Raw genomic sequence first — 17,792 nt, forward strand, 5'->3', positions numbered from 1 at the left:
TTACCACACCGGCCGCTCGTCGGTGCGGGAGCCGAACTGCTGGGCAGACGCGTCGTTAACCTGTCGTTCCAACTGCTTGCGAAAGGGTTTCGTAGAAGAAGGGGGCTCCGGTTTCCGCATCGTCGCGGGCCTGGCGTGTGACGGCGCACCGGATGTTATGCAGGGCAGGGAAGTAGGACCCTGCTTCCGGCCACCGGCGGCCGTTCGGAGCGATGAGGGCGAAGCCGTGCCCTTTTGCATCGACCTCAATATCGAAGCCGTTTGGCACAAGGCCTAGGGTGCGCTCCTTCAGGAGGTCCGGCTTTCCATGCTCTGAACATTTGCCGTCGCCCCATTGGCCGTTGCCTTCGATGAGCAGAGCCGCGTTGTATGGATCGGTCTTAAGCTTCTGAAGCGCGAGGAGCGCACCAGTGGCCGGCTGCGGACCGTCTTCTCCGGGCTCGGGTAGCCGATAGGTGGTCGCCGGGATCGGCAACTTGCCCTTGTGCTGTTTCCGGCGCTCTGTCAGCAGGGCCAGGAAGGTTTCCTCTGAAGATCCCTTGCGGCTGCTGCAGCCGGACATGAAGCCGGTTTCGCTGATGAACGGCTTGCCTGGGTCGATGGCGTAGAAGCACATCCAACGGTCGGGAGTGCAGATGGCCCGGATGCCGTCGATTTCGAGAATCCGCGGGGTCTTGTCCTCGACACCTTCCAGGCGGTCGGCCCAGGGTTTGGATTGAGCATCTCCGGAAGGAGCCTCGATCGGCTTCCTGTAGGCAAACACTGCATCCTTGACTGCTTCTTTCACAGCCTCGGGCATCGTTGGCTGTGGGGCGAACAAGGCATCGAAGTCGAACGCCATCTGGCTGGCGCCCAAGGAGTTTCGAGGCATTTAACGATCCGTATCGATGATAGGGGAAGAACTAACTACGAGGCCGTGACCGCGAACCGGAGAGGGCCGTCGGAATGACCCGGCCGCCCTGGTGCTGAGAGGCAACTTGCTTGGCCTGAAGGCTACATTTGAGCCCTTTCAGGACGAGGCGTGTCCCATCGGGCAGCCGGTCCCCGGGTTTCGCCTTACGCCATCCCGGGGGCTCGCCAGCGGCCTGCTGTGCTTCCACCGAGCGCCGGTAGAGCGTTTCCACGATGGCACGGAAGCGGTTCTTGTCGATGCCTTTCCCATACACAGACGAACGGCAGATGTTGGCATCGGCGCTCAGATGCGTCGGCTCATGGCCGGCCCCAGCGATGATCTTGAGCTTCGGGTCTAGGGTCTTAGAGGACGCTGCCCCCAGAAAGTGCAGGCGGCTGGGACGGGTTTCACGAATGAACTCGCGGAGTTGGTCGGGGGTCATCGCCCGCTCATTCGAGGGTATCCCGGTTATGAATTCATCAGTTTGCAGAACAGCGACGACGCGGGCAAACGCCTGCGACAGGGTCAGCGCCCCAACCTGGATCGGAATGATCGGCTTGGATTGGTTCTGCTCAATCTCTTCCAAGATCCATGCCCGATAGCGTTCGATAAGGGCAAGGCTTGCGGCCTGGTCGCCGACAACGTCGGGCATCACGAACAGCGGCCGAGGGTAGCCCGGATGGTCCGGGGTGGCTGACCCCTCGATGCCGCTATCGCCGTTGAGGTAGTAGGCGATGGTTGCCTTGATGGCCTCATATCGTAGCCAACATCTTTGGAAATCGATCGTCCGGCAGGAAGCTAGCAACTTCTCCGTCTCGTCCGCGAAAAGGTCATGGACGATTCCCTTCGGTTGGGACGGATTACGAAGGCTGCGTTTGAATTCGCTGAACGCTCCGGAATCGACGAAGATCTGGGTCTTGTTGAGGACGACGGCCTCGGCAATCGCCTCGATAGCGGTTCTCGACAATTCTCCAGCCTCAACACCAATCCCGCGAGATCTGAGACTATTCCAAGCGAAGGTCCCAGCATCCAGGTCGCTAATGCGGCTCATGCCGGACGCAAAGATCACGAGTTTCTGCTTGAGAACCTGCAGCAAAGTGTCAGCGGTGGAACCAACTTGGTTGTCGTTGTCGGGCCGGGGAGGCGTCGTGAGGCCGGCGCCGATGATTAGAGGCTGGATCGCAGGAGGAGCGACCACCACGGGTTCAGCGACGAAGACGTCGAAGTCGAAAGTCGTTTGGAGGAGGGTTGCGAGATTTCGGGACATCGCGAGCCTGGTATGCAGGAGGGAAGGGGCTGGGCCCCTTACCAGGAGCCTCGCGTGACGACGCGCCGAGCTGTATCGATCCAATCCTGATCGCCATAGCCGCAATAGCCTGCAATGACGTGGGCCCCGGCTGGAGGAGTGGCATCCTTGTCGAGCAGCCTGATCTCGTCACCGTAGCGATTGAGCAACCGTTCGTCGTAAAATACCGAGGTCTCGCCCTGAGTGACGCTCATCCGGTGTCGCTCAATGCGGACTTTGGACGGGTCGAAGTCAGGCAGGGGGCGCTTGGTGTCGTTGATCACCTGAGCCCATGCTTCGGTGGCCGTGTAGCGGCCGATGATGGTGCCTAAACTGTCCTTGATCGTGTGGCGCCCATCGGCGTTCGTCAGCCCATCCCGCTTGTGCGAGAGCCCCCGAACAGCCAGGGCTTCATTGAGGGTCGGTTCCCCGATCAGTTCGACTTCCAGATCGTCTCCGAGGGTCCGGACCCGGAACTTGTATCCCTCGTGCTGAAACTCCACCCAGGGATTGTCGCCGCTTGACGGCGTGGCATCAAAAATCCCCTGAGTGGCCATTGCTCGGACCGTCTCGCGCCCCTGAGGCCCGAGCCGATCATGGAGCTTGGCACGCATGGAGAGGAAGGGGTTGTCGGTCCGTCCGGCGATGTGTTCTTGGAACATGGTTTATAGCTCCTGGCGTCACGTGGCTCAGTCGATGGTGGAGAGTTGAGAGGTGTCGACGCCAAGATCATGGAGGCGCTCATCCACGGATCGCAGCCGGTTCTGGAATCTCCCCCGCAGGGCATTGAACACGGCGTCGAGATCATCGCCGGTCTCAATCACGAGCTCACACGTCTGATTGGCCGCATCGGGGGTGAATATCTGCACCCGTGAACCGATGGTGAGCGATGCGGCGATCTCGTCGTGAAGAGCAATGATAGCTCCGCGCTGCGCCAGTGCGTCTGCGGCGGATTGGACAGATTGGGGCGTCATGGAAACACCTCAGTCGAAAAAGGAGTGGGACGGATCAGTGCTCGAAAACAGGGAGCACGTTCGGGTCCGGATCAGCCTCGTTGTCATAGAGAACGTAATCGGCGCCGAGCTCACGGGCCTTCTTCATGGCGTCGACGATCTCTGGCGGGCATTTGGGATAAGCCTCTAGGTCAGCCTCGTGCGGGGCATAGACCAGCCAGCCATGCTGGGTGACGCCGCCCGAGAACGGCAGATCGTCGTTCTCAAGCGTATTCAGATGTGCAAGCGTTTCTGGCCGAAGGTGCGCGGTGGACAGGTCCAAAAAGGCGCGCAGCGGGTATTCCACCGCTGGTTTGAACACAGGGTCGGTCATGGAGATTTCCTGGGGTTTTGAATTGTCGCTCTCAGCCAATCAGGGCTTCGGGAGATGCAGACCTTCGCTGAGGAACACTCAACTCAGCGGAAAAAGAAAGGGCGAGGAGTAGCTTGATACTCCTCGCCGCTTACGGTGTATTGATCTACTGCAGTAAAGCCGGACGATCGTGTCGGGTTCAATCCCCAAAGGCTTCGTATTTGCCGCTGATCGAGAATGGCAAGCCGCATGGATTGGCCGAGTTCTTGCTCACTGCGACGGCCCCGCCACCTGACAATGCAATCTCGACCGTGTGGCCACCGGGGAAAGTACCTTTAAGCTGTTTGCCATCTTTGGTCAGCCGAGCGGTGACCGTACAAAGGTCTTTCCGCGTGATGAGGCCGTCGGGACTACGTCCCTGCTGCTCAGCGCTAAACTCGACGGTATAAGCCTTCCCGCCGGCGACGGGATCAATAACCAGTTCGCAGTTTATATTTCTGGCGCAGACACCGTCATTCCCCGAGTATCCACCTGCGAACGGATCTCTTGCCATAGCAGGAGAGACCGCGAAGGTGAGCGCTGCTAAAGCGAGGCCAAACTTCAACTTCATATTTACGCCTTTGATTGTGATGATGCGAATTAAACCGACTGCAGCGAGCTTATTGAAGACCTCATGCGGATTGTCGAGGGCCGGCAAGCAGCAATCAGTGGACAAGGGATTTCTGCTGCGCGCAAGAGGTAGATCTACCTACTGAACATCCCTTCCGATCGCCTCAAGCCAAACCGCCTCAATGCCGAGGCCCATCACCGTGGTCGGCCAAAAGTCGCCGATCTCGTCACCGTGCGAGAAGGTTTGCACATATCCCGGGTCGGATCCGGGACCCTGGCTCTGCCCGACGAAGGTGATTTCGGCGCCAACGGGCAACTCGACCCGTTTCATAATCATGCCTCCGCTTGGATGCGGTTCCCAGCGGCCCAAACGGGACCCTACTTTGGCAACCCGGTACCGGGCTCCCTTCATAAGGTCCACCCTTTGAGGCTTCGGCCGATCGCTCTTTGGAGCGGGGGAGGACTCAGGCGGGAAAACGAGTGCCGTGTCGAAACTTCTGACAATTTCAGCGATCTTCTCGGCGGTCAGAGATTCTAGGGTGCCGCTCAGGACCGGGTTCGGGGACGTCTCAATCTCGCCACCTGGAACCCTGGTTGCCCGGTATAGGGCGTAGAACGCGCCTTCCTCTCGGTTGATCGTGATGACCACGGCGTGATCGTTGTTGAGCCAGTGGTCGAAATCCTCATAAGGCGGATAGTTGTGGTAATTGGAGAAGCCGGCAGCTTTCAGAACCGCGCGGGCATTGTTGAGGTCGTTTTCATGCATCTGCGGCGTCCTCCCGGTTGCTTGCCGCTTCGGAATCCCAGTCGCCCTCCGGATCAAACTGATCCAACGCGTCAGGACAGGGCTGTCCCTCGAAGGCAGGATTGAACGGAGCACAGGTGCCGGCGAATGCTACTCCCTCGGCGGAGGCGTCCCCTGCAATAACGCCGAGTTTGTCGGCAATCGCGGCGGCCATGGTCGAACCGATGGTTTCGAGTTGACCTGCCCAGAGATCAGCGTTCGGAAGGCCGATTTCCTTGGCGCAGTCGAGCATTTCGTCAAGGTTCAAGAGTTTGGTCACTGGCTGGTCTCCTTGTCGCTAAGGCCGATGAGGCGGGGCTCTTCGATGTCTCCCTCGAAGATCGGCATCAGGAGATACCGGGGATCGCCTCCAAGTTTTGCCATGGCGGCAACCGCATAGGCGGGTGTCATGATCTGAAATGACATGAGGTTGAGAGGGTCCTCGTCGTCGCCCTGAATGTTGTGTCCGGACTGATCGGCAAGCTGGAACCCGAGTAATTTCGAACCAGAACTGACGGCGAAAACGCCAGTAGCCTGAGTTGCAGTCATGCTCACGGGGTCAGCCCTTCTCGTTTGGCGGCCTGGAGTGCTCTCGAGGCTCGTTTGATCGGATGGTCAGCGGTCAGGCGAGCGCATCTCGCAGCACCACCGATCTGATCGGCAGCCCAAAGTCGCAGCATCAACAGGGTCTCGACCAAGCCTTGCGCTGTCTCACGTGAGCAAGGGCTTCCGGTGACAAACTCCTCGGACAGGCGAAAAGGAATGGGTCCTTCGAGGACCGGATCCAAGTCACACCTATTGTCCGAGAGTTTCCCGCCAGGCCGGATGCCGGCAATGAAGCTGGCACTCGGATCCCACGATTCGAGTTTGTAGCGATCAACCCGCCGCCCATCGGCGAGGCGAATGGCGCTCTCGCCTGCCTTTAGGGGAGTTTCTGCCTTCGTGACGAGTGTCTGGACCCTCCAGGCATCATAGAAGGCGACGGTGACTGTAAATGTCTCCATGGGTGCGCCTCCTGGCGCGAGTTCAATTCCTTGGAAATTCAGGGGTTTTGGAGAGGATTCGTCCAAGTTCGGATACGTCGTCAGGGAGGACGTGCGGGCCTTAGCCAAGCCGATGAGGTTTCCCGCATTTTAATTCGTATCATGACTATTTATTGCAGACAGAGCCGGGGCGATCGGATAACAGCGGCCTATCGAACACCAGGAGTTTCGCAAATCATGAACAATCATCTGAAGGGTTTCCTTGCTGCCGCAGCGCTGGCTCTTGCCAGCACCTCTTCGATCGCTGCTGATCTTTCTGCGCCTTCGTTTTCGTCCATTCTGCCGTCCGCGGTTCAGGGCCTGAAGCCGGGCTTCGTCTGGACCGGTGCGTATGTCGGCGGCAACGTCGGGCTGGCTTATGGCGAGAGGCAGGGTCACTTCGGCAGCGATACCGTTGTCTCAGAGCTCGGCGGCTGGGTTCGCCCGAAGGACGATTTTCAAACCTTCATTGGCGGTGCCCAGGCTGGTTATAACTGGCAGACTGGACTGTTGGTTTTCGGCGTCGAAGGAGACATCAGCTATCTCGACGACGTGAAGGCTCTGAACATGCCCCGCACGGTCGAGGGCGCGACATACACCGCCAACGGAACCGTGACAGTCCTGAACAGCCTTGAGTGGCTGGGCACCGTGCGCGGCCGCGTTGGCGTGGCAGCCGATCGGTTCTTTGTCTATGGAACCGGCGGCTTAGCCTTCGGCGACGTGCAAAACCGCGCTCGCGTTGAGGGCACCGTGACCACGGGTGGCATCGTGACCCCTCTGGAGCCCATCAGCGGGAACGGTGACGAAACCCGCACTGGCTATACCGTCGGCGCGGGCACCGAATACGCGATCACGAACAATCTGACGGGCAAATTCGAGTATCTCTACTACAATCTCGGCACGTCAAAGTATGATGTCGGCGCCGCAGGTGAGGCCGCCGATTACCACGTGCGCAGCGACAACACGGGCAACGTCGTTCGCGCCGGCCTGAACTTCAAATGGTGAGCTGCCAGCATTGCATGATGATGAGGGGAGGCCGGGCATAACGCTCGGCCTTTTTCTTGATAAGCCCAATTCCACCCACGCGGACGCTTCGACAATGCTTCCTCTTTTTGCCGCCACCATTTTCCTGTCTGCCTTCCTGCTCTTCGGTGTGCAGCCGATGTTCACCAAGATGGTGCTCCCCATCTTGGGCGGTTCTCCGTCGGTCTGGTCGGTCGCTATGGTCTTCTTTCAGGCGCTGCTGCTGGCGGGCTATGCGTATGCGAACCTGCTGGTCACGCGGATGCGCCGGGGCGTTGCTATTGCGATCCATGTGGCATTGCTGGCCCTAGCTATGGCAGGGCTGCCTATCACGGTCATTGCAGTTGGGAATCCAGAGCCGTCTGGAGCGACCGCGTTCTGGCTGTTGGGCGTGTTCGCTGCGTCGGTCGGACTGCCGTTCTTCGCCTTGTCGGCAAATGGCCCGTTGCTCCAGGCGTGGTTTGGCCAAGTCGGGGACAAGCAATCTTCGGATCCGTATTTTCTGTATGCCGCCTCGAATGCAGGATCGTTCCTCGCTCTCCTGTCTTATCCCCTCCTAATCGAGCCATGGCTGCGGCTGGGGGAACAAAGCCTTCTATGGGCATCGCTATACGGCTTGTTGGCAACGGGCGTCACACTTTGCGGCTTCTTCCTGATCCGGCGGGGTCGAGCGATGACCGGCAGTGTCGCCGCGGATGAGCTTGAGGAAGCCCCAGTGCAATGGTCAGACCGTCTCGGATGGATGGCCATTGCCCTAGTGCCGTCTGGTCTGCTGGTTGCTGTCACGGCCCATATTGCAACTGATGTGGCTTCTGCCCCTTTCCTATGGGTCCTCCCCTTGGCCCTGTTCCTGCTGACCTTCATCATGACGTTCCGCGAGAGGTCGTTTGCCTCGTCGGGAAAGTTGAAAGCAGTTCAGGTCTGGGGCATCGCATTCGTATTCCTGATGCTGCTGAAAGGGGCGGAGACACTGGCCCTAACAGTGCTGCATCTAGGGGTTTTCTTCATCAGCGCTCTGATCGCTCATCGAGCTCTTTACGAGCGTCGCCCCACGGCCCAGAACCTGACCTCGTTCTATGTGTGGATGTCCGCCGGCGGGGTGCTGGGCGGCGTGTTCAGCGGCCTGCTGGCGCCATTCCTGTTTTCTGGGGTTCTCGAATACCCGATCCTCCTGGTGGCGGCCCTCTTTGTCGGACGGAAGGTCACACGAAAGGATTTCACCTCCAAGGACGCTTATCCGGGCCTCGTTGCGGCTATTCTGCTGGTGGGATGTGGCGTTGTGATCGTCTCGGTCGAGCGGCTGAGCGAAACGATCCTGTTCATCACAGGGGTGTTGCTGATCATCCTCCTGATCATCACCTGGAGAAAGACCGTCGGCACAGTCGTTGTTGGAGCTGCCTGCGCCCTCACCGTAACGGTTTTCTCTGATCTGGTGGTCGGGACAACCTCATACCGGTCATTCTTCGGCGTCAATAAGGTCTATGAGTCTCCGGACGGGCAGTTCCGGTACATCCGCCATGGCAGCACGATCCATGGCGCAATGAGGCTTCGGACTGCGGAAGGCATGCCGGTAACCGGCCGGCCCGAACCCTTGACCTATTACGCGTCGGCCGGATCGAACGTGCTTGGGATCGAGGCTGTTCGCCGTGCCCAGGGGGGACGTCTCAATCGGGTTGCCGCGGTCGGACTGGGAAGCGGCAGCATCGCCTGTTCGGTTAAGGGTGGAGAGGATTGGACCTTCTTCGAGATTGATCCAGTGGTGACCGGAATTGCGACGGATCCATCGCAGTTCACGTTCATGGCAAGATGTGCGCCCAATCCGAGGATCGTCCATGGCGATGCAAGGCTTACTCTGCAGAGAGAGCCAGATCCGTTTGACCTGATCTTTCTGGACGCCTTTTCGTCGGATTCGATTCCGGCTCACCTAATCACTGTCGAGGCAATACGCGCATATTTGGATCGAATGAGCCGGAACGGGGTCATGGTGATGCACATTTCCAACCGGCACCTCGATCTACGAGCAATCGTTGCACGCGCTGCGGCCGAGGCGGGCCTAGTCACCTATGCCGGTGCGACACAGGCCAGCGGTGAGGCAACAGGAGCAAGTGTTACGCTCGCAATCGGCCACAGGGCAGAGGACATGGGAGACATCGCCCGGACATGGAAACTGATCCGTCCAGACTATGCCCGGTCCCCCTGGACTGACGATTATTCGAACATCCTTGAGGGGATCAAAGACAAGTGGTTCGGGCCAGGGATGGACGACGTCTTGATCCAATCTGGGAGAGCGGTTGAAGCATCTAACTGACGCCCGGGATTGCCGAGGCTCTTATGAAAATAGGCGGCGGTGACAGTGACCGCCGCCTTTCGAATCTTTGGCATCTCCTTGTGACTAGATCCGCTCTGCTAGGTCCTCTGGGTAATCTGCAATACGCTTTCACATGCATCCAGATCGAGCCAATCCTTCTCGTTCCGAATGCGGGTTTCCATATCGATCCAGAATGGCTGCCCAGCGGAAGCCCGTTTGATGGCTGGGAGCGTACTTGAGAGCGTTTCCGGGCCCAGGCCGCCGGCGAAACCGCAGATTTTACCTTCAAGGGGCGGTAACCATTCGGATGCCTCGATCCCGCGCCCTCCCGAAGCGTCGAAGAGCACCTGGTGGTTGGGGGCCCCGATGGCGAGGGCAACCCCTTGATTAGCGCCATGCTCCTGCGTAATCACGGGTTTCGAGAGGGATCGTATCGCCTGGTCCAGATCACGAAGGGAAAACTTCGCCCGTCGAAATGCAAAGTTCAGTTGGATTCGGGAAACAGCTGGATGGCTGGCGAGGTGAAATGCCGCCTCATCCTGGAATTCCCGATTTTCCGAGTTCGCTGCTCGAATGAAAGTTGGCACCGCCGCGCCGCACAGATGAATGGCCCAGCGGACAGGACCGGCGTCTAACATGGTTAGGATAGATTGGAAGGCCGGAAACCGGTGCTGGCGTCCCGAGCGCTCGGGGGAAAAGAGGATCGCAAACTCAGCCTGGGGAAACCGGCAGGACAGATCGATGAGCTTGGACAGATCTGTCTGTTGATCCACGCCTGTCAGGGTGCAAGAAATAAGGTTCATTGCGTTTATCCTTTTGGCGTCGGGTTCGCTGCTCTTGAGCGGAGGTGACGCTGGGGATTGAGTGGTTGTTTCGAACAAGCTGGGGGTCGGAATGGAGGAGAAGTACAATGGGCACATCCTCAAGGGCTCAACCCTACGGGGGCGGCCGGAAGTTGCGGTTTTCCTGGGACGGGAGCGATTGACGATCGTTGATGGCGCAACGCTGGAGGAAGCTCGATTGAAGGGCCGAGCCTTCATCGATTCTCAGAGGGCCGGTGAAGCCAAGGAGCGCCGTAGCCCTAGGGTCGGCACGACCCAGGAGTACATCCGGTACTTTAAGGCCAATCCTCCGCGGCCGCACGAGGAGAAGATGCTGAGGGCTAATGCGGCTCGGCCTTTGACTGCGACCGAATTAGCCGCTGCGGCCGGATGGGACAGTTATGAAGGAGCAAATGCCCATTATGGGGCGTTGGGAGCTGAGGTCGGCAGGACTATCGGTCTGGAATTCGATCGGTACAAGGATGGTTCGGAGTTCTTTATGAGTGCCTTGGTGAGGGAACTGGAACACAAGGATCCGGAGAGTGGTCATATGCTCTTTGAAATGCATCCGGAACTTGTTGAGGCCGTAAAAAGCCTTGGACTCGCTTGAGATTGATCAGTTCAGAACTCCGAAAAGGGTACAAAGGATTGTCATGAGACTCGTTCTGACATCATTCGCGCTTGTTATCCTCGCGGCTGGGACGGCCGCTCAGCCGGCTAGCGGTCTCCAAGGGAAACCTAGTGCGAAGCCTCTGCCCGACTGGTGCCAGATGGGCGAGTGCATCACTCCGACAATCGAGTACTCGGAGCCCGTCCTTTTCCACTCGGCCGGTGTGCTGTTCCGTGTCGAAGGAGAGAGCTGGTCTTATTCGATGCAGTCGCCAAGGAAGAAATCTCGCTTGCCGGTAGCGGGCGCCACGTATGTGTTTTGCTCGAAGCAAATGCCTGCGGTGGTGTCTCCGTTCGAAGGGAAGTATCTGGTAGACTTTCTTACGCTGCAGGATGATATCCGCTATGGGCATGCCAATGCGGTATCCATGTCCCAATACTTTGCCGTTTGTCATGGCCGGATCTTCGATTCCGTGATGACCGGAGCGCCTGCATTTGCCCGCTCTCTGGGATACAAGGTTGAGGATCGAACGGACCAGCCGACGATCAGTACCCCTCAGGGGATTCTCAAATACCTGCCGGCTTCTGTACGGTAGGAGGGGATTGTTCGGACTGTCACAAGAAGAGCCGCAGGGGATCAGGAACCTGCGGCTTTTGGTATGTTTTGGAACCTCTTTGAGGGCAGCTTGTTTGTTTCAGGAAATGGTCAAGCTGCGTACCTTCGTCAAAACTATCAAGACGCTCGGACGGGCCTCTGGTGCTCCGCTTCCAGGGCGTATTCCTGTTGAACTAGCCGTCCTTGAGAAGGAGGCCCCGGATGGAGATGACTGGCTCCATGAAATAAAATTCGATGGGTACCGGATGTTGGCACGGATTGATCATGCGCTGCCTCGTCTTATTACCCGAAACAATCAAGATTGGACTGATCGCTTTCCGGAGCTGGCAGCGTCTTTCTCCGAGCTTAGACTGTATGAGACGGTCATTGATGGAGAGATCGTGAAGCTGGAAGCGAACGGCATTAGTTCGTTCGCAGGACTGCAAGATGCCCTCTCGAAGGGTGATACGGCTGACTTGGTATATGTTGCGTTCGACCTCTTGTTCTTAGGTGGGGCGGATCTCAGGGACCTTACGCTCGATCAACGCAAAAGTAGTTTGGCCCACATCCTTGCCAAAGCGCCGACCAACATCCGCGTGAGCGAGTATCGCGTAGGAAGCGGCAAGGATCTGTACACGAAAGCCTGCGAGCTCCGACTGGAAGGCATCATCTCCAAAAGGCGCGCTTCGGTCTACCGAGGGACCCGAAGCGACGACTGGTTGAAGGTCAAATGCCTCAACGCTGAGGAGTTCATCATCATCGGGTACACCGAGCCACAGCGATCCCGTGTCGGTTTCGGGGCGCTGTTGGTCGGCTATTATTCGCCGGAAGGGGAGATCCGCTATGCGGGGAAAGTCGGCACTGGATATTCCCGCGAGTTCCTGATCGATTTTCAGCGGCGCTTACAGAAACTTGAGCAGGCTAAACCGACTGCAGTGTTGCCGAAGGGTACCTATATGCGGGCAAAGGTGCATTGGGTGAAACCGCGCCTTCTGGCGCAAGTCGAGTTCACCGAATGGACGAGGGATCGAATTCTCCGGCACCCCTCATTCCTTGGCTTACGGGAGGACAAGGATCCGCGGGAGGTGGTGATCGACATGGAAACTCCGGATTCGGTGCCAGAGTAAGATTCTCACTGGCGGGAACGGAACGCCCGTCCCCAGAGCCACGCAAGCGCAGCGCAGACCAGATAGAGCATGTAAGCTGTAACGAGAGCTGCGGGCCAGAAGTAAATTGCGTGCGCGGTATTGTACTCCAGTCCGCTGGGAATAAGCACGAAGCCGGTCTGACCCAGAGCCCAGGTGAGGGCTACTCCAAACGCAGCCTCGGGATAGGTTGCCAGGAGCAGACCGAGATTTGCTAAGCCATCACGTGCCGTATTGGTGAAGTCGACCCAGACAAACACGGCAAAGGCCAAATATGCCGCGGGCGGAAGATAGGTCCATCGCATTAGTATCCCCTCAATAATCCGATGGGGCCTCAAATTTGAGAATGGAGTGAGGGCTGGTCTTAGTCGTCTCCAAGATTGCACAGGAGTCTTTGGCGCGACGCGGAGCTGCCCCCTTCATCGTAACCGACCACGCATTGTACGTTCCCGACACCTGATAGGGGGCCGGCTCGCAGCCCTTCTTGAACACGTAGGCAGTCCCGCTGACCGTTCCCCGCGCCTCGAGGCCAGGAGCGTTCTTGAACTCGCCACGGAACAGCACAGTGCCTTCCTTGACGGTTCCCGAGATCGACTCCTTCGGAGCCGCATACCGGATGATCCCGGTACCCATGTTGACGTACATCCCCGAGCCGTTGTGGATGTAAAGCTCGTCGGTGTCCCACCCGAGGGTATCTTCGAGTCTCTTCGGCTGCGAGCCTCCGACTTTCCACGAAGAGGCGATGACCAGCTTGCCCTTCTGGCATTGCTTGTAAATGTGATACTCAGTGGCGTTGTGCCGCCAGACTGGCCAGCAATCCCCGGCTAGGTCAACCGCAAGATCCTGGTAGCCGTTAGACCGGTCAGGAAGAGCCTTGATCTCCTGAGCATCGAACCCAAGGTTGGCTATCCACTCGCCTTTACGGTTCCTGATCATCAGGGTCTTGTTCATTCCAAGATGGCTGAAACATGCCGCGCCCCCATTCTCGTGGCTGGCCGTAATCATCACCTCCTCTACACCGTCGGCGTTAAGATCCATAGGCGTGACGTCTAGCTCGACGGGACTTCCCATCTCGATGCCACATTCAATGTAGCGACCGACAGGCCCAGCCTTTGCAGCTTTGATGGCAGCTTCCCGATCTGTATCGGAGAGTGCCAGTGCAGAGGTAGAAGCGAGGAGAAGAACGGCGGTGGCCGATTTAAAAAGAAGCTTCATGGCGATAGGCTCGATTGTAGTGGCGGCTGGGATGAATGCTTATTGCTGCTGTATTTGAAAGCAGACGTCCTCGGGCCCGATGTCTCTTTCACCGTGGCGCTTAAGGGTTTGTCCGGCCCATTCCAGGTCTTCCCTCATGCAGCGGCCGCTGTTTTGCCAGAAAGCAACTACGAGGCGGCTGTTCAGGCGATAGTGCAGGTCGAGGTACATGTTGTCCTCTCCTCCGAGTGGGAAGTTGTAGACCTGGCCCGTGGAGACATCAGCCACGTACGCGAAGCGGCAGCCTGCGCCGCACCCAATCTCGATCATCGCGAGGCGCCCGGCGAAGTTGGCGCCATCCTTCATGCCTTCCCGGATCCTGGTTCTGTAGCTGCTGGCGTCGCGGTCCCGGCCTTTGAAGTCCGGGAATTTGACCGGTCCGCGGTAAGAGTCGGCGAGAGCATATCGGCCGAAGTCCGCATTGCCAGGAGCCTTAGCTGCCGAACTCTGGCTGGCCGTGAGCTGCTCTTTGGGGGCGGCACTCCGGGACATTGTTGAGCCGCTCGGTGGCGTCGCACCGGAGCAGCGGGCCTGGACTTTCTCGATGACTGTCTTTGCGCCTCTAAGTGAGATCCAGTCTCGTTGTCCCCCGGGCTTTTGGTACTGAGCATCCTTCTCGATCTCAGCGATGAGGTCGCCTTTGAGAAGGTCGAAGAGGGCATGCCTCACGGGCTGCTGAACCGACAGGTCCCATTCGCCGGTACTAACGTTCTCAACAAGTGATCCTTTGACGCTTACTTCCTTGCCAGCGCGTCGGAGCGTGATACCTGCAGGACCGCCATCGCCCTGCTTGCCTTCTGGCATCGGCGCGTAATTCGCGAATATGACATCGATGGATCCCTTCTGGCTACAGGCAAGGGTCAGGACGATGTCGTCAGTGTCCGGCGTTCCGAGTGCGGCAGAGGTTTGGTCCTCAGCGGCTTCCCAGACATGGCTCGGGCTAGGCTCACGGATTTCCACCGCCAGTGAGGCTATCGAGATGGACGAGAGAATAACGGCAGCTACTGCCACCTTCCCGGAATACCTGAAATTCAACACGGTTAATGCCCCAACTACGAATTTCCGCGTTTTTAGGTGCGGTCGCCCTTTTCCGCATCATAGCACGGTTTATGCCGAGTTAGACTGTAGTCTTTGCCCGCTTCCTTTGCTGATTTGCGGACGCAAAGGATACTTATCCTCTCGGGGCTCGCCAGCCGGCAGCGAGGGCTTCGTCTTCGGAGCAAAACCAGCGTTCGCCGGCTCCCTCGTTGATAGCGGTGCGCTCATAGCTGCCGCTTCTAGGCAGATGATAAATCTTCTCGCCCTTTGCGCTGATGTTGCCTTTCATCTTGCAACCGCCGGCCGCAGCGCTCGGACGGGCGGTGGTCGGACGAGAGGGCTATGGCGTGGAGGCACCGCGTTCTCTACGCCGCCAATCCCATGGCGGGGTAAAGGATCCTGCCCACAGACCGCGCTTCGCCTTGCGAGCGGCATCCTCCTGGGTGACGTAGTCGGTCCCGTACTGGCGGTACGCAAGAGCATAGCCCTGCTCGACCAGCCATCCGTTCAGGTCAACGCCATTGGCCGAGCACTGGGCGACAATGCGCTGATAGCGGTCGATATCCTTCTGACGACAGGTGACGTTCGACGAGCCGATTTTATCGGATAATGCGAGAGCCGCCTGCTGGCCGCAGCGATAAGGGTTTCCGTGAGGGCCCTGACAGGATTGGGCACTCTCTGGGGCGTCTGCAGCATGGAGGCGAATGCGAGTGCCCCGAATTTCCAGGGTATCGCCGTCGATCACGCTAGCCCGGCCGGTAATGGACTGGGCCATAAGCGGGGTCACGGACAAGACGAGCGCCGTGAGAGCAATTGAAGTTCTGAGCATCTTTGATCTGTGGATTGATCCGAGGAAGAGGGACGATAGCGTGGTTGTGGAGGAGGATCATCAATTTGAGGAATCTCGTCCACGGATTAGATCAGGAGCTTAGGCCGATTTGCTGAATTCCTCTACGGTTCCAGCATGATTGCAGGAACGGCAGATGCACCGGCTGGCATCGTCCCAGTCATGGCTCCGGTCTTCGGCAGCATCCGGATCAGTTCCGAGTGGCGTCTGCCGAACCCAAACCAAGGCGGCGATGTCGATCCGGCTGGTGTTCTTGCATCCTGGGCAGGTGAGGGGTGCGAGGTTATCTGTCCCGTTGTCGGCGATGAACCCGTTGGGATGCGTCATGGTTGCGATCCTCGTTTAAGGGGTTGCGGGGTTTGGGAGGCGAGCCTTTGCGTTGGCGATTGCTTGGTGTGCCGGACAGCGGCTAGGCATCGGATCTCAGCCTGGCACAACCATTCTGTAGCCCTCCCGCCAAATCTCCCAAAGATCGTTTCCGACGAAGTCGGTTTGCAAAATCCCATCGGATCGTAAGACCGGGTACGAGAATGGATTTGCGGAGATTTTGGCCCCGGCCGCTGCCGCCGATCGCCCCATCTCAAAGGCGGCGTTGTCATTGTGAGCCGCTGGCAGCAACTTAGTCCAGCGGAGCCGCGGCAGGCCTAGGGATCGCTCCGGACGGACGCGAGAGGCGTTAGACCAGGACTTCGGCTCAATGGGCACGATTTCTCGTTTGACGCCTAAGCCGTGGCGAATGAACCGGGAGTGGTGCTGGACGTCGAGGCGCCAGCCTGCAGCCCGGAGGGACGCTCCACTCTCCGATACGCGCGTGTAGGTGGTCAGGCGAAGGATGGCACGGCCCCGGAGTTTGATGGCCTGTGCTTCCCTGGCCAAAGCGCCGAGGATGGCCGAGCAGGCGTGGGCAGTCCCGTCTGTAGCAGTCCGGGAGACCTCGAGGGTCAGCCCATCGTCCAGAATCTGTGAGACAGGCCGGCCCAGGATGCCGACCCCAATGACTTCCTGGGATTTGCGGTCTCGTACAAGGATTTGTCTTACCGACACCCCGATCTCGGAAGAGTGTCGGTGGAGTCGCCTGATAATAGCGTTGGCGGTCGCCTTATCCGTGCTTTCGAAAAGGAATCGCTTTGCCAAAGGGAGCTGGAAGTGTGGGAGGGATACGAACCAAGGGGAGAGAGGCTAGCTTCGAGAAATCCGTCGAATTGAGGATCATTGCTACCTTCTGGGCGAGAGCCAGATTGGCGTCGAGATCGTCTGTATCGAGGATTTCAAGCCGAACGTCGCCGTCGATATCAAGGATAAGGACACCGTTATCATCAGGCCCTGTCCCTTCCGGGCGATCGACAATCCAGTCGCCGTTCTCGTGATACTCAGGCAGATCAGTCCCGGAGTTGAGCTGGTCAAGGATCAGGTTCGCCAAAAGGCTATTTCCTGGAGTCTTCTCATCAGGTGCGAACATGATGCGGGACTCACCCTTGTGCCACAGGACATGCATGCCCTCATTGTGGGGCAGCGCCCAGAAGATTGTCCATTCAGTTGTCTGTGTCATAGCGGAACTCTCACTCATACTCACGCTACAAGGGCAGGGGCCAACTTGAAGAGGTTGACGTGGCGTTTGACGGCCTGCGACGTGGCCTTGGTCCATGTATCTGCGGATCCGCCGTCCTTCACTCCGCCGGCGCGGCTGTCGCTGAAGCCGGCATCCCCCGGGCGGAAGTCCACGGCAGCGGTCGCGGATGTCCCGAACGTGAAACAGAGCATCGCACTCGACCTTGCGACATCGCTGTTCCGGTTTTTAAAGCCAGGGTTCACAACAAAGCGGGCGCCCCGCTCCTGCGCAACCGCCAGATCGCGAAGCGTGTCGCGGTTCAGTGCGCGGGAGAAGATGTCGTGATAGTAGTTCGACGTCTTCCCCGGATTGAACTGGATGCTGGCATCCGGAACGAAGCGACGGCCGTCGAACTCTGCCGGAATGTAGAGCGTGAGGCTCTCAAGGGCTCCCTGAAGAAAAGCCGTGACGGCGCAATGATCGGCCCAGGCTGCGCCGCCGGAAATCCCGTGCTGAATGTCGAAGTCATTGATGGCGCGAAATGTCTCACGCATCATCAGCTCGTAAAGATACGCAGACATGCGGGATGCATCATCTTTGCGACCCGCGGTACCGATTACCGAGAGGGTCTTATCAAGTGACATGCGGCGGCTGGCAAGACGTCCGATCATAATAGCTCCCGGGGATTAGTCTCTGTTTCAGATCA

The 17,792-nt window shown here is 58.5% G+C and carries 25 protein-coding genes; 5 read left to right on the plus strand and 20 right to left on the minus strand.

What is annotated here, in order from left to right; translation table 11 throughout:
* Nucleotides 1–55: 55 nt before the first annotated feature.
* The 10 genes from ACS5Q1_RS02235 to ACS5Q1_RS02280 all read right to left on the minus strand — a co-directional run bounded on the left by ACS5Q1_RS02235 (nt 56) and on the right by ACS5Q1_RS02280 (nt 5,879).
* Nucleotides 56–871, minus strand: coding sequence for a hypothetical protein (locus ACS5Q1_RS02235; protein ID WP_473096660.1), 816 nt, complete (start codon nt 869–871; stop codon nt 56–58).
* Nucleotides 872–902: 31 nt separating this feature from the next.
* Entirely contained in the window at nt 903–2,159 is a 1,257-nt protein-coding gene (locus ACS5Q1_RS02240; protein ID WP_473096661.1) for a hypothetical protein, read from the minus strand.
* A gap of 38 nt (nt 2,160–2,197) precedes the next feature.
* A complete protein-coding gene (locus ACS5Q1_RS02245) occupies nt 2,198–2,839 on the minus strand; it encodes a hypothetical protein (RefSeq protein WP_473096662.1) in 642 nt (213 codons plus the stop codon).
* Nucleotides 2,840–2,866: 27 nt separating this feature from the next.
* Complete coding sequence (locus ACS5Q1_RS02250; RefSeq protein WP_473096663.1) at nt 2,867–3,151, minus strand: hypothetical protein; 285 nt, start codon at nt 3,149–3,151, stop codon at nt 2,867–2,869.
* Nucleotides 3,152–3,185: 34 nt separating this feature from the next.
* The gene (locus ACS5Q1_RS02255) at nt 3,186–3,503 is read right to left on the minus strand and encodes a DUF5983 family protein (RefSeq protein ID WP_473096664.1); all 318 of its coding nucleotides are present in this window, start codon (nt 3,501–3,503) and stop codon (nt 3,186–3,188) included.
* 178 nt (nt 3,504–3,681) lie between these two features.
* Nucleotides 3,682–4,179: a hypothetical protein gene (locus ACS5Q1_RS02260; RefSeq protein ID WP_473096665.1), complete on the minus strand. Its 498-nt coding sequence runs from the start codon at nt 4,177–4,179 to the stop codon at nt 3,682–3,684.
* Between the two features lie 51 nt (nt 4,180–4,230).
* Nucleotides 4,231–4,857: a hypothetical protein gene (locus ACS5Q1_RS02265; protein ID WP_473096666.1), complete on the minus strand. Its 627-nt coding sequence runs from the start codon at nt 4,855–4,857 to the stop codon at nt 4,231–4,233.
* A complete protein-coding gene (locus ACS5Q1_RS02270) occupies nt 4,850–5,155 on the minus strand; it encodes a hypothetical protein (RefSeq protein ID WP_473096667.1) in 306 nt (101 codons plus the stop codon). Before ACS5Q1_RS02270 ends, ACS5Q1_RS02265 begins: the two co-directional genes overlap by 8 nt.
* Nucleotides 5,152–5,430 carry a hypothetical protein gene (locus ACS5Q1_RS02275; protein ID WP_473096668.1) on the minus strand — a complete coding sequence of 93 codons (279 nt, stop codon included), beginning with the start codon at nt 5,428–5,430 and terminating at the stop codon, nt 5,152–5,154. The genes ACS5Q1_RS02270 and ACS5Q1_RS02275 overlap by 4 nt, the downstream gene beginning before the upstream one ends.
* Complete coding sequence (locus ACS5Q1_RS02280; protein ID WP_473096669.1) at nt 5,427–5,879, minus strand: hypothetical protein; 453 nt, start codon at nt 5,877–5,879, stop codon at nt 5,427–5,429. The genes ACS5Q1_RS02275 and ACS5Q1_RS02280 overlap by 4 nt, the downstream gene beginning before the upstream one ends.
* A 216-nt stretch (nt 5,880–6,095) precedes the next feature.
* Here ACS5Q1_RS02280 and ACS5Q1_RS02285 point away from each other — a divergent pair, with 216 nt between their 5' ends.
* Together ACS5Q1_RS02285 and ACS5Q1_RS02290 are read left to right on the plus strand one after the other, a co-directional pair.
* Nucleotides 6,096–6,902: an outer membrane protein gene (locus tag ACS5Q1_RS02285; protein WP_473096670.1), complete on the plus strand. Its 807-nt coding sequence runs from the start codon at nt 6,096–6,098 to the stop codon at nt 6,900–6,902.
* Nucleotides 6,903–6,996: 94 nt separating this feature from the next.
* Nucleotides 6,997–9,228, plus strand: coding sequence for a spermidine synthase (locus ACS5Q1_RS02290; RefSeq protein WP_473096671.1), 2,232 nt, complete (start codon nt 6,997–6,999; stop codon nt 9,226–9,228).
* A 98-nt stretch (nt 9,229–9,326) separates the two neighbouring features.
* On the opposite strand, the gene ACS5Q1_RS02295 is transcribed toward ACS5Q1_RS02290, so the two are convergent.
* Nucleotides 9,327–10,031 (minus strand): hypothetical protein, encoded by a 705-nt coding sequence (locus ACS5Q1_RS02295; RefSeq protein WP_473096672.1) that lies wholly within the window; start codon nt 10,029–10,031, stop codon nt 9,327–9,329.
* 91 nt (nt 10,032–10,122) lie between these two features.
* Between ACS5Q1_RS02295 and ACS5Q1_RS02300 the strand changes: the two genes are divergently transcribed.
* From ACS5Q1_RS02300 to ligD, 3 genes are all read left to right on the plus strand, one after another.
* A complete protein-coding gene (locus ACS5Q1_RS02300; RefSeq protein WP_473096673.1) occupies nt 10,123–10,659 on the plus strand; it encodes a hypothetical protein in 537 nt (178 codons plus the stop codon).
* Between the two features lie 160 nt (nt 10,660–10,819).
* Entirely contained in the window at nt 10,820–11,254 is a 435-nt protein-coding gene (locus ACS5Q1_RS02305; protein ID WP_473096674.1) for a hypothetical protein, read from the plus strand.
* A 7-nt stretch (nt 11,255–11,261) separates the two neighbouring features.
* Entirely contained in the window at nt 11,262–12,380 is a 1,119-nt protein-coding gene (gene ligD / locus ACS5Q1_RS02310) for a non-homologous end-joining DNA ligase (protein WP_473096675.1), read from the plus strand.
* A 5-nt stretch (nt 12,381–12,385) separates the two neighbouring features.
* Here the strand turns inward: ligD and ACS5Q1_RS02315 are convergent, their stop codons facing one another.
* The 9 genes from ACS5Q1_RS02315 to ACS5Q1_RS02355 form a co-directional block, all read right to left on the minus strand.
* Nucleotides 12,386–12,703, minus strand: a complete 318-nt coding sequence (locus ACS5Q1_RS02315) for a hypothetical protein (protein ID WP_473096676.1) — start codon at nt 12,701–12,703, stop codon at nt 12,386–12,388.
* Nucleotides 12,704–12,713: 10 nt separating this feature from the next.
* Nucleotides 12,714–13,613 carry a hypothetical protein gene (locus ACS5Q1_RS02320; protein ID WP_473096677.1) on the minus strand — a complete coding sequence of 300 codons (900 nt, stop codon included), beginning with the start codon at nt 13,611–13,613 and terminating at the stop codon, nt 12,714–12,716.
* Between the two features lie 39 nt (nt 13,614–13,652).
* A complete protein-coding gene (locus ACS5Q1_RS02325; protein ID WP_473096678.1) occupies nt 13,653–14,690 on the minus strand; it encodes a hypothetical protein in 1,038 nt (345 codons plus the stop codon).
* 133 nt (nt 14,691–14,823) lie between these two features.
* The gene (locus ACS5Q1_RS02330) at nt 14,824–14,979 is read right to left on the minus strand and encodes a sunset domain-containing protein (RefSeq protein WP_473096679.1); all 156 of its coding nucleotides are present in this window, start codon (nt 14,977–14,979) and stop codon (nt 14,824–14,826) included.
* 51 nt (nt 14,980–15,030) lie between these two features.
* On the minus strand, nt 15,031–15,519 hold the full coding sequence (locus tag ACS5Q1_RS02335) for a thermonuclease family protein (RefSeq protein ID WP_473096680.1): 489 nt from the start codon (nt 15,517–15,519) through the stop codon (nt 15,031–15,033).
* Nucleotides 15,520–15,618: 99 nt separating this feature from the next.
* Nucleotides 15,619–15,864, minus strand: coding sequence for a hypothetical protein (locus ACS5Q1_RS02340; RefSeq protein ID WP_473096681.1), 246 nt, complete (start codon nt 15,862–15,864; stop codon nt 15,619–15,621).
* 96 nt (nt 15,865–15,960) lie between these two features.
* A complete protein-coding gene (locus tag ACS5Q1_RS02345; RefSeq protein ID WP_473096682.1) occupies nt 15,961–16,671 on the minus strand; it encodes an XF1762 family protein in 711 nt (236 codons plus the stop codon).
* The gene (locus ACS5Q1_RS02350) at nt 16,637–17,104 is read right to left on the minus strand and encodes a hypothetical protein (RefSeq protein ID WP_473096683.1); all 468 of its coding nucleotides are present in this window, start codon (nt 17,102–17,104) and stop codon (nt 16,637–16,639) included. The genes ACS5Q1_RS02345 and ACS5Q1_RS02350 overlap by 35 nt, the downstream gene beginning before the upstream one ends.
* Before the next feature lie 2 nt (nt 17,105–17,106).
* Nucleotides 17,107–17,667, minus strand: a complete 561-nt coding sequence (locus tag ACS5Q1_RS02355) for a hypothetical protein (protein ID WP_473096684.1) — start codon at nt 17,665–17,667, stop codon at nt 17,107–17,109.
* Nucleotides 17,668–17,792: the final 125 nt, after the last annotated feature.

Source organism: Microvirga sp. GN3, assembly GCF_055792825.1.

What these genes read in the sequence shown, in the direction of transcription:
- ACS5Q1_RS02320 (WP_473096677.1), bottom strand. Translation starts at nt 13,613, where the DNA reads ATGAAGCTTCTTTTTAAATCGGCCACCGCCGTTCTTCTCCTCGCTTCT.
- ACS5Q1_RS02265 (WP_473096666.1), bottom strand. Translation starts at nt 4,857, where the DNA reads ATGCATGAAAACGACCTCAACAATGCCCGCGCGGTTCTGAAAGCTGCC.
- ACS5Q1_RS02300 (WP_473096673.1), top strand. Translation starts at nt 10,123, where the DNA reads ATGGAGGAGAAGTACAATGGGCACATCCTCAAGGGCTCAACCCTACGG.
- ACS5Q1_RS02250 (WP_473096663.1), bottom strand. Translation starts at nt 3,151, where the DNA reads ATGACGCCCCAATCTGTCCAATCCGCCGCAGACGCACTGGCGCAGCGC.
- ACS5Q1_RS02285 (WP_473096670.1), top strand. Translation starts at nt 6,096, where the DNA reads ATGAACAATCATCTGAAGGGTTTCCTTGCTGCCGCAGCGCTGGCTCTT.
- ACS5Q1_RS02290 (WP_473096671.1), top strand. Translation starts at nt 6,997, where the DNA reads ATGCTTCCTCTTTTTGCCGCCACCATTTTCCTGTCTGCCTTCCTGCTC.
- ACS5Q1_RS02350 (WP_473096683.1), bottom strand. Translation starts at nt 17,104, where the DNA reads ATGAGTGAGAGTTCCGCTATGACACAGACAACTGAATGGACAATCTTC.
- ACS5Q1_RS02340 (WP_473096681.1), bottom strand. Translation starts at nt 15,864, where the DNA reads ATGACGCATCCCAACGGGTTCATCGCCGACAACGGGACAGATAACCTC.
- ACS5Q1_RS02330 (WP_473096679.1), bottom strand. Translation starts at nt 14,979, where the DNA reads ATGAAAGGCAACATCAGCGCAAAGGGCGAGAAGATTTATCATCTGCCT.
- ACS5Q1_RS02295 (WP_473096672.1), bottom strand. Translation starts at nt 10,031, where the DNA reads ATGAACCTTATTTCTTGCACCCTGACAGGCGTGGATCAACAGACAGAT.
- ACS5Q1_RS02335 (WP_473096680.1), bottom strand. Translation starts at nt 15,519, where the DNA reads ATGCTCAGAACTTCAATTGCTCTCACGGCGCTCGTCTTGTCCGTGACC.
- ACS5Q1_RS02240 (WP_473096661.1), bottom strand. Translation starts at nt 2,159, where the DNA reads ATGTCCCGAAATCTCGCAACCCTCCTCCAAACGACTTTCGACTTCGAC.
- ACS5Q1_RS02355 (WP_473096684.1), bottom strand. Translation starts at nt 17,667, where the DNA reads ATGTCTGCGTATCTTTACGAGCTGATGATGCGTGAGACATTTCGCGCC.
- ACS5Q1_RS02315 (WP_473096676.1), bottom strand. Translation starts at nt 12,703, where the DNA reads ATGCGATGGACCTATCTTCCGCCCGCGGCATATTTGGCCTTTGCCGTG.
- ACS5Q1_RS02305 (WP_473096674.1), top strand. Translation starts at nt 10,820, where the DNA reads ATGGGCGAGTGCATCACTCCGACAATCGAGTACTCGGAGCCCGTCCTT.
- ACS5Q1_RS02235 (WP_473096660.1), bottom strand. Translation starts at nt 871, where the DNA reads ATGCCTCGAAACTCCTTGGGCGCCAGCCAGATGGCGTTCGACTTCGAT.
- ACS5Q1_RS02280 (WP_473096669.1), bottom strand. Translation starts at nt 5,879, where the DNA reads ATGGAGACATTTACAGTCACCGTCGCCTTCTATGATGCCTGGAGGGTC.
- ACS5Q1_RS02245 (WP_473096662.1), bottom strand. Translation starts at nt 2,839, where the DNA reads ATGTTCCAAGAACACATCGCCGGACGGACCGACAACCCCTTCCTCTCC.
- ACS5Q1_RS02255 (WP_473096664.1), bottom strand. Translation starts at nt 3,503, where the DNA reads ATGACCGACCCTGTGTTCAAACCAGCGGTGGAATACCCGCTGCGCGCC.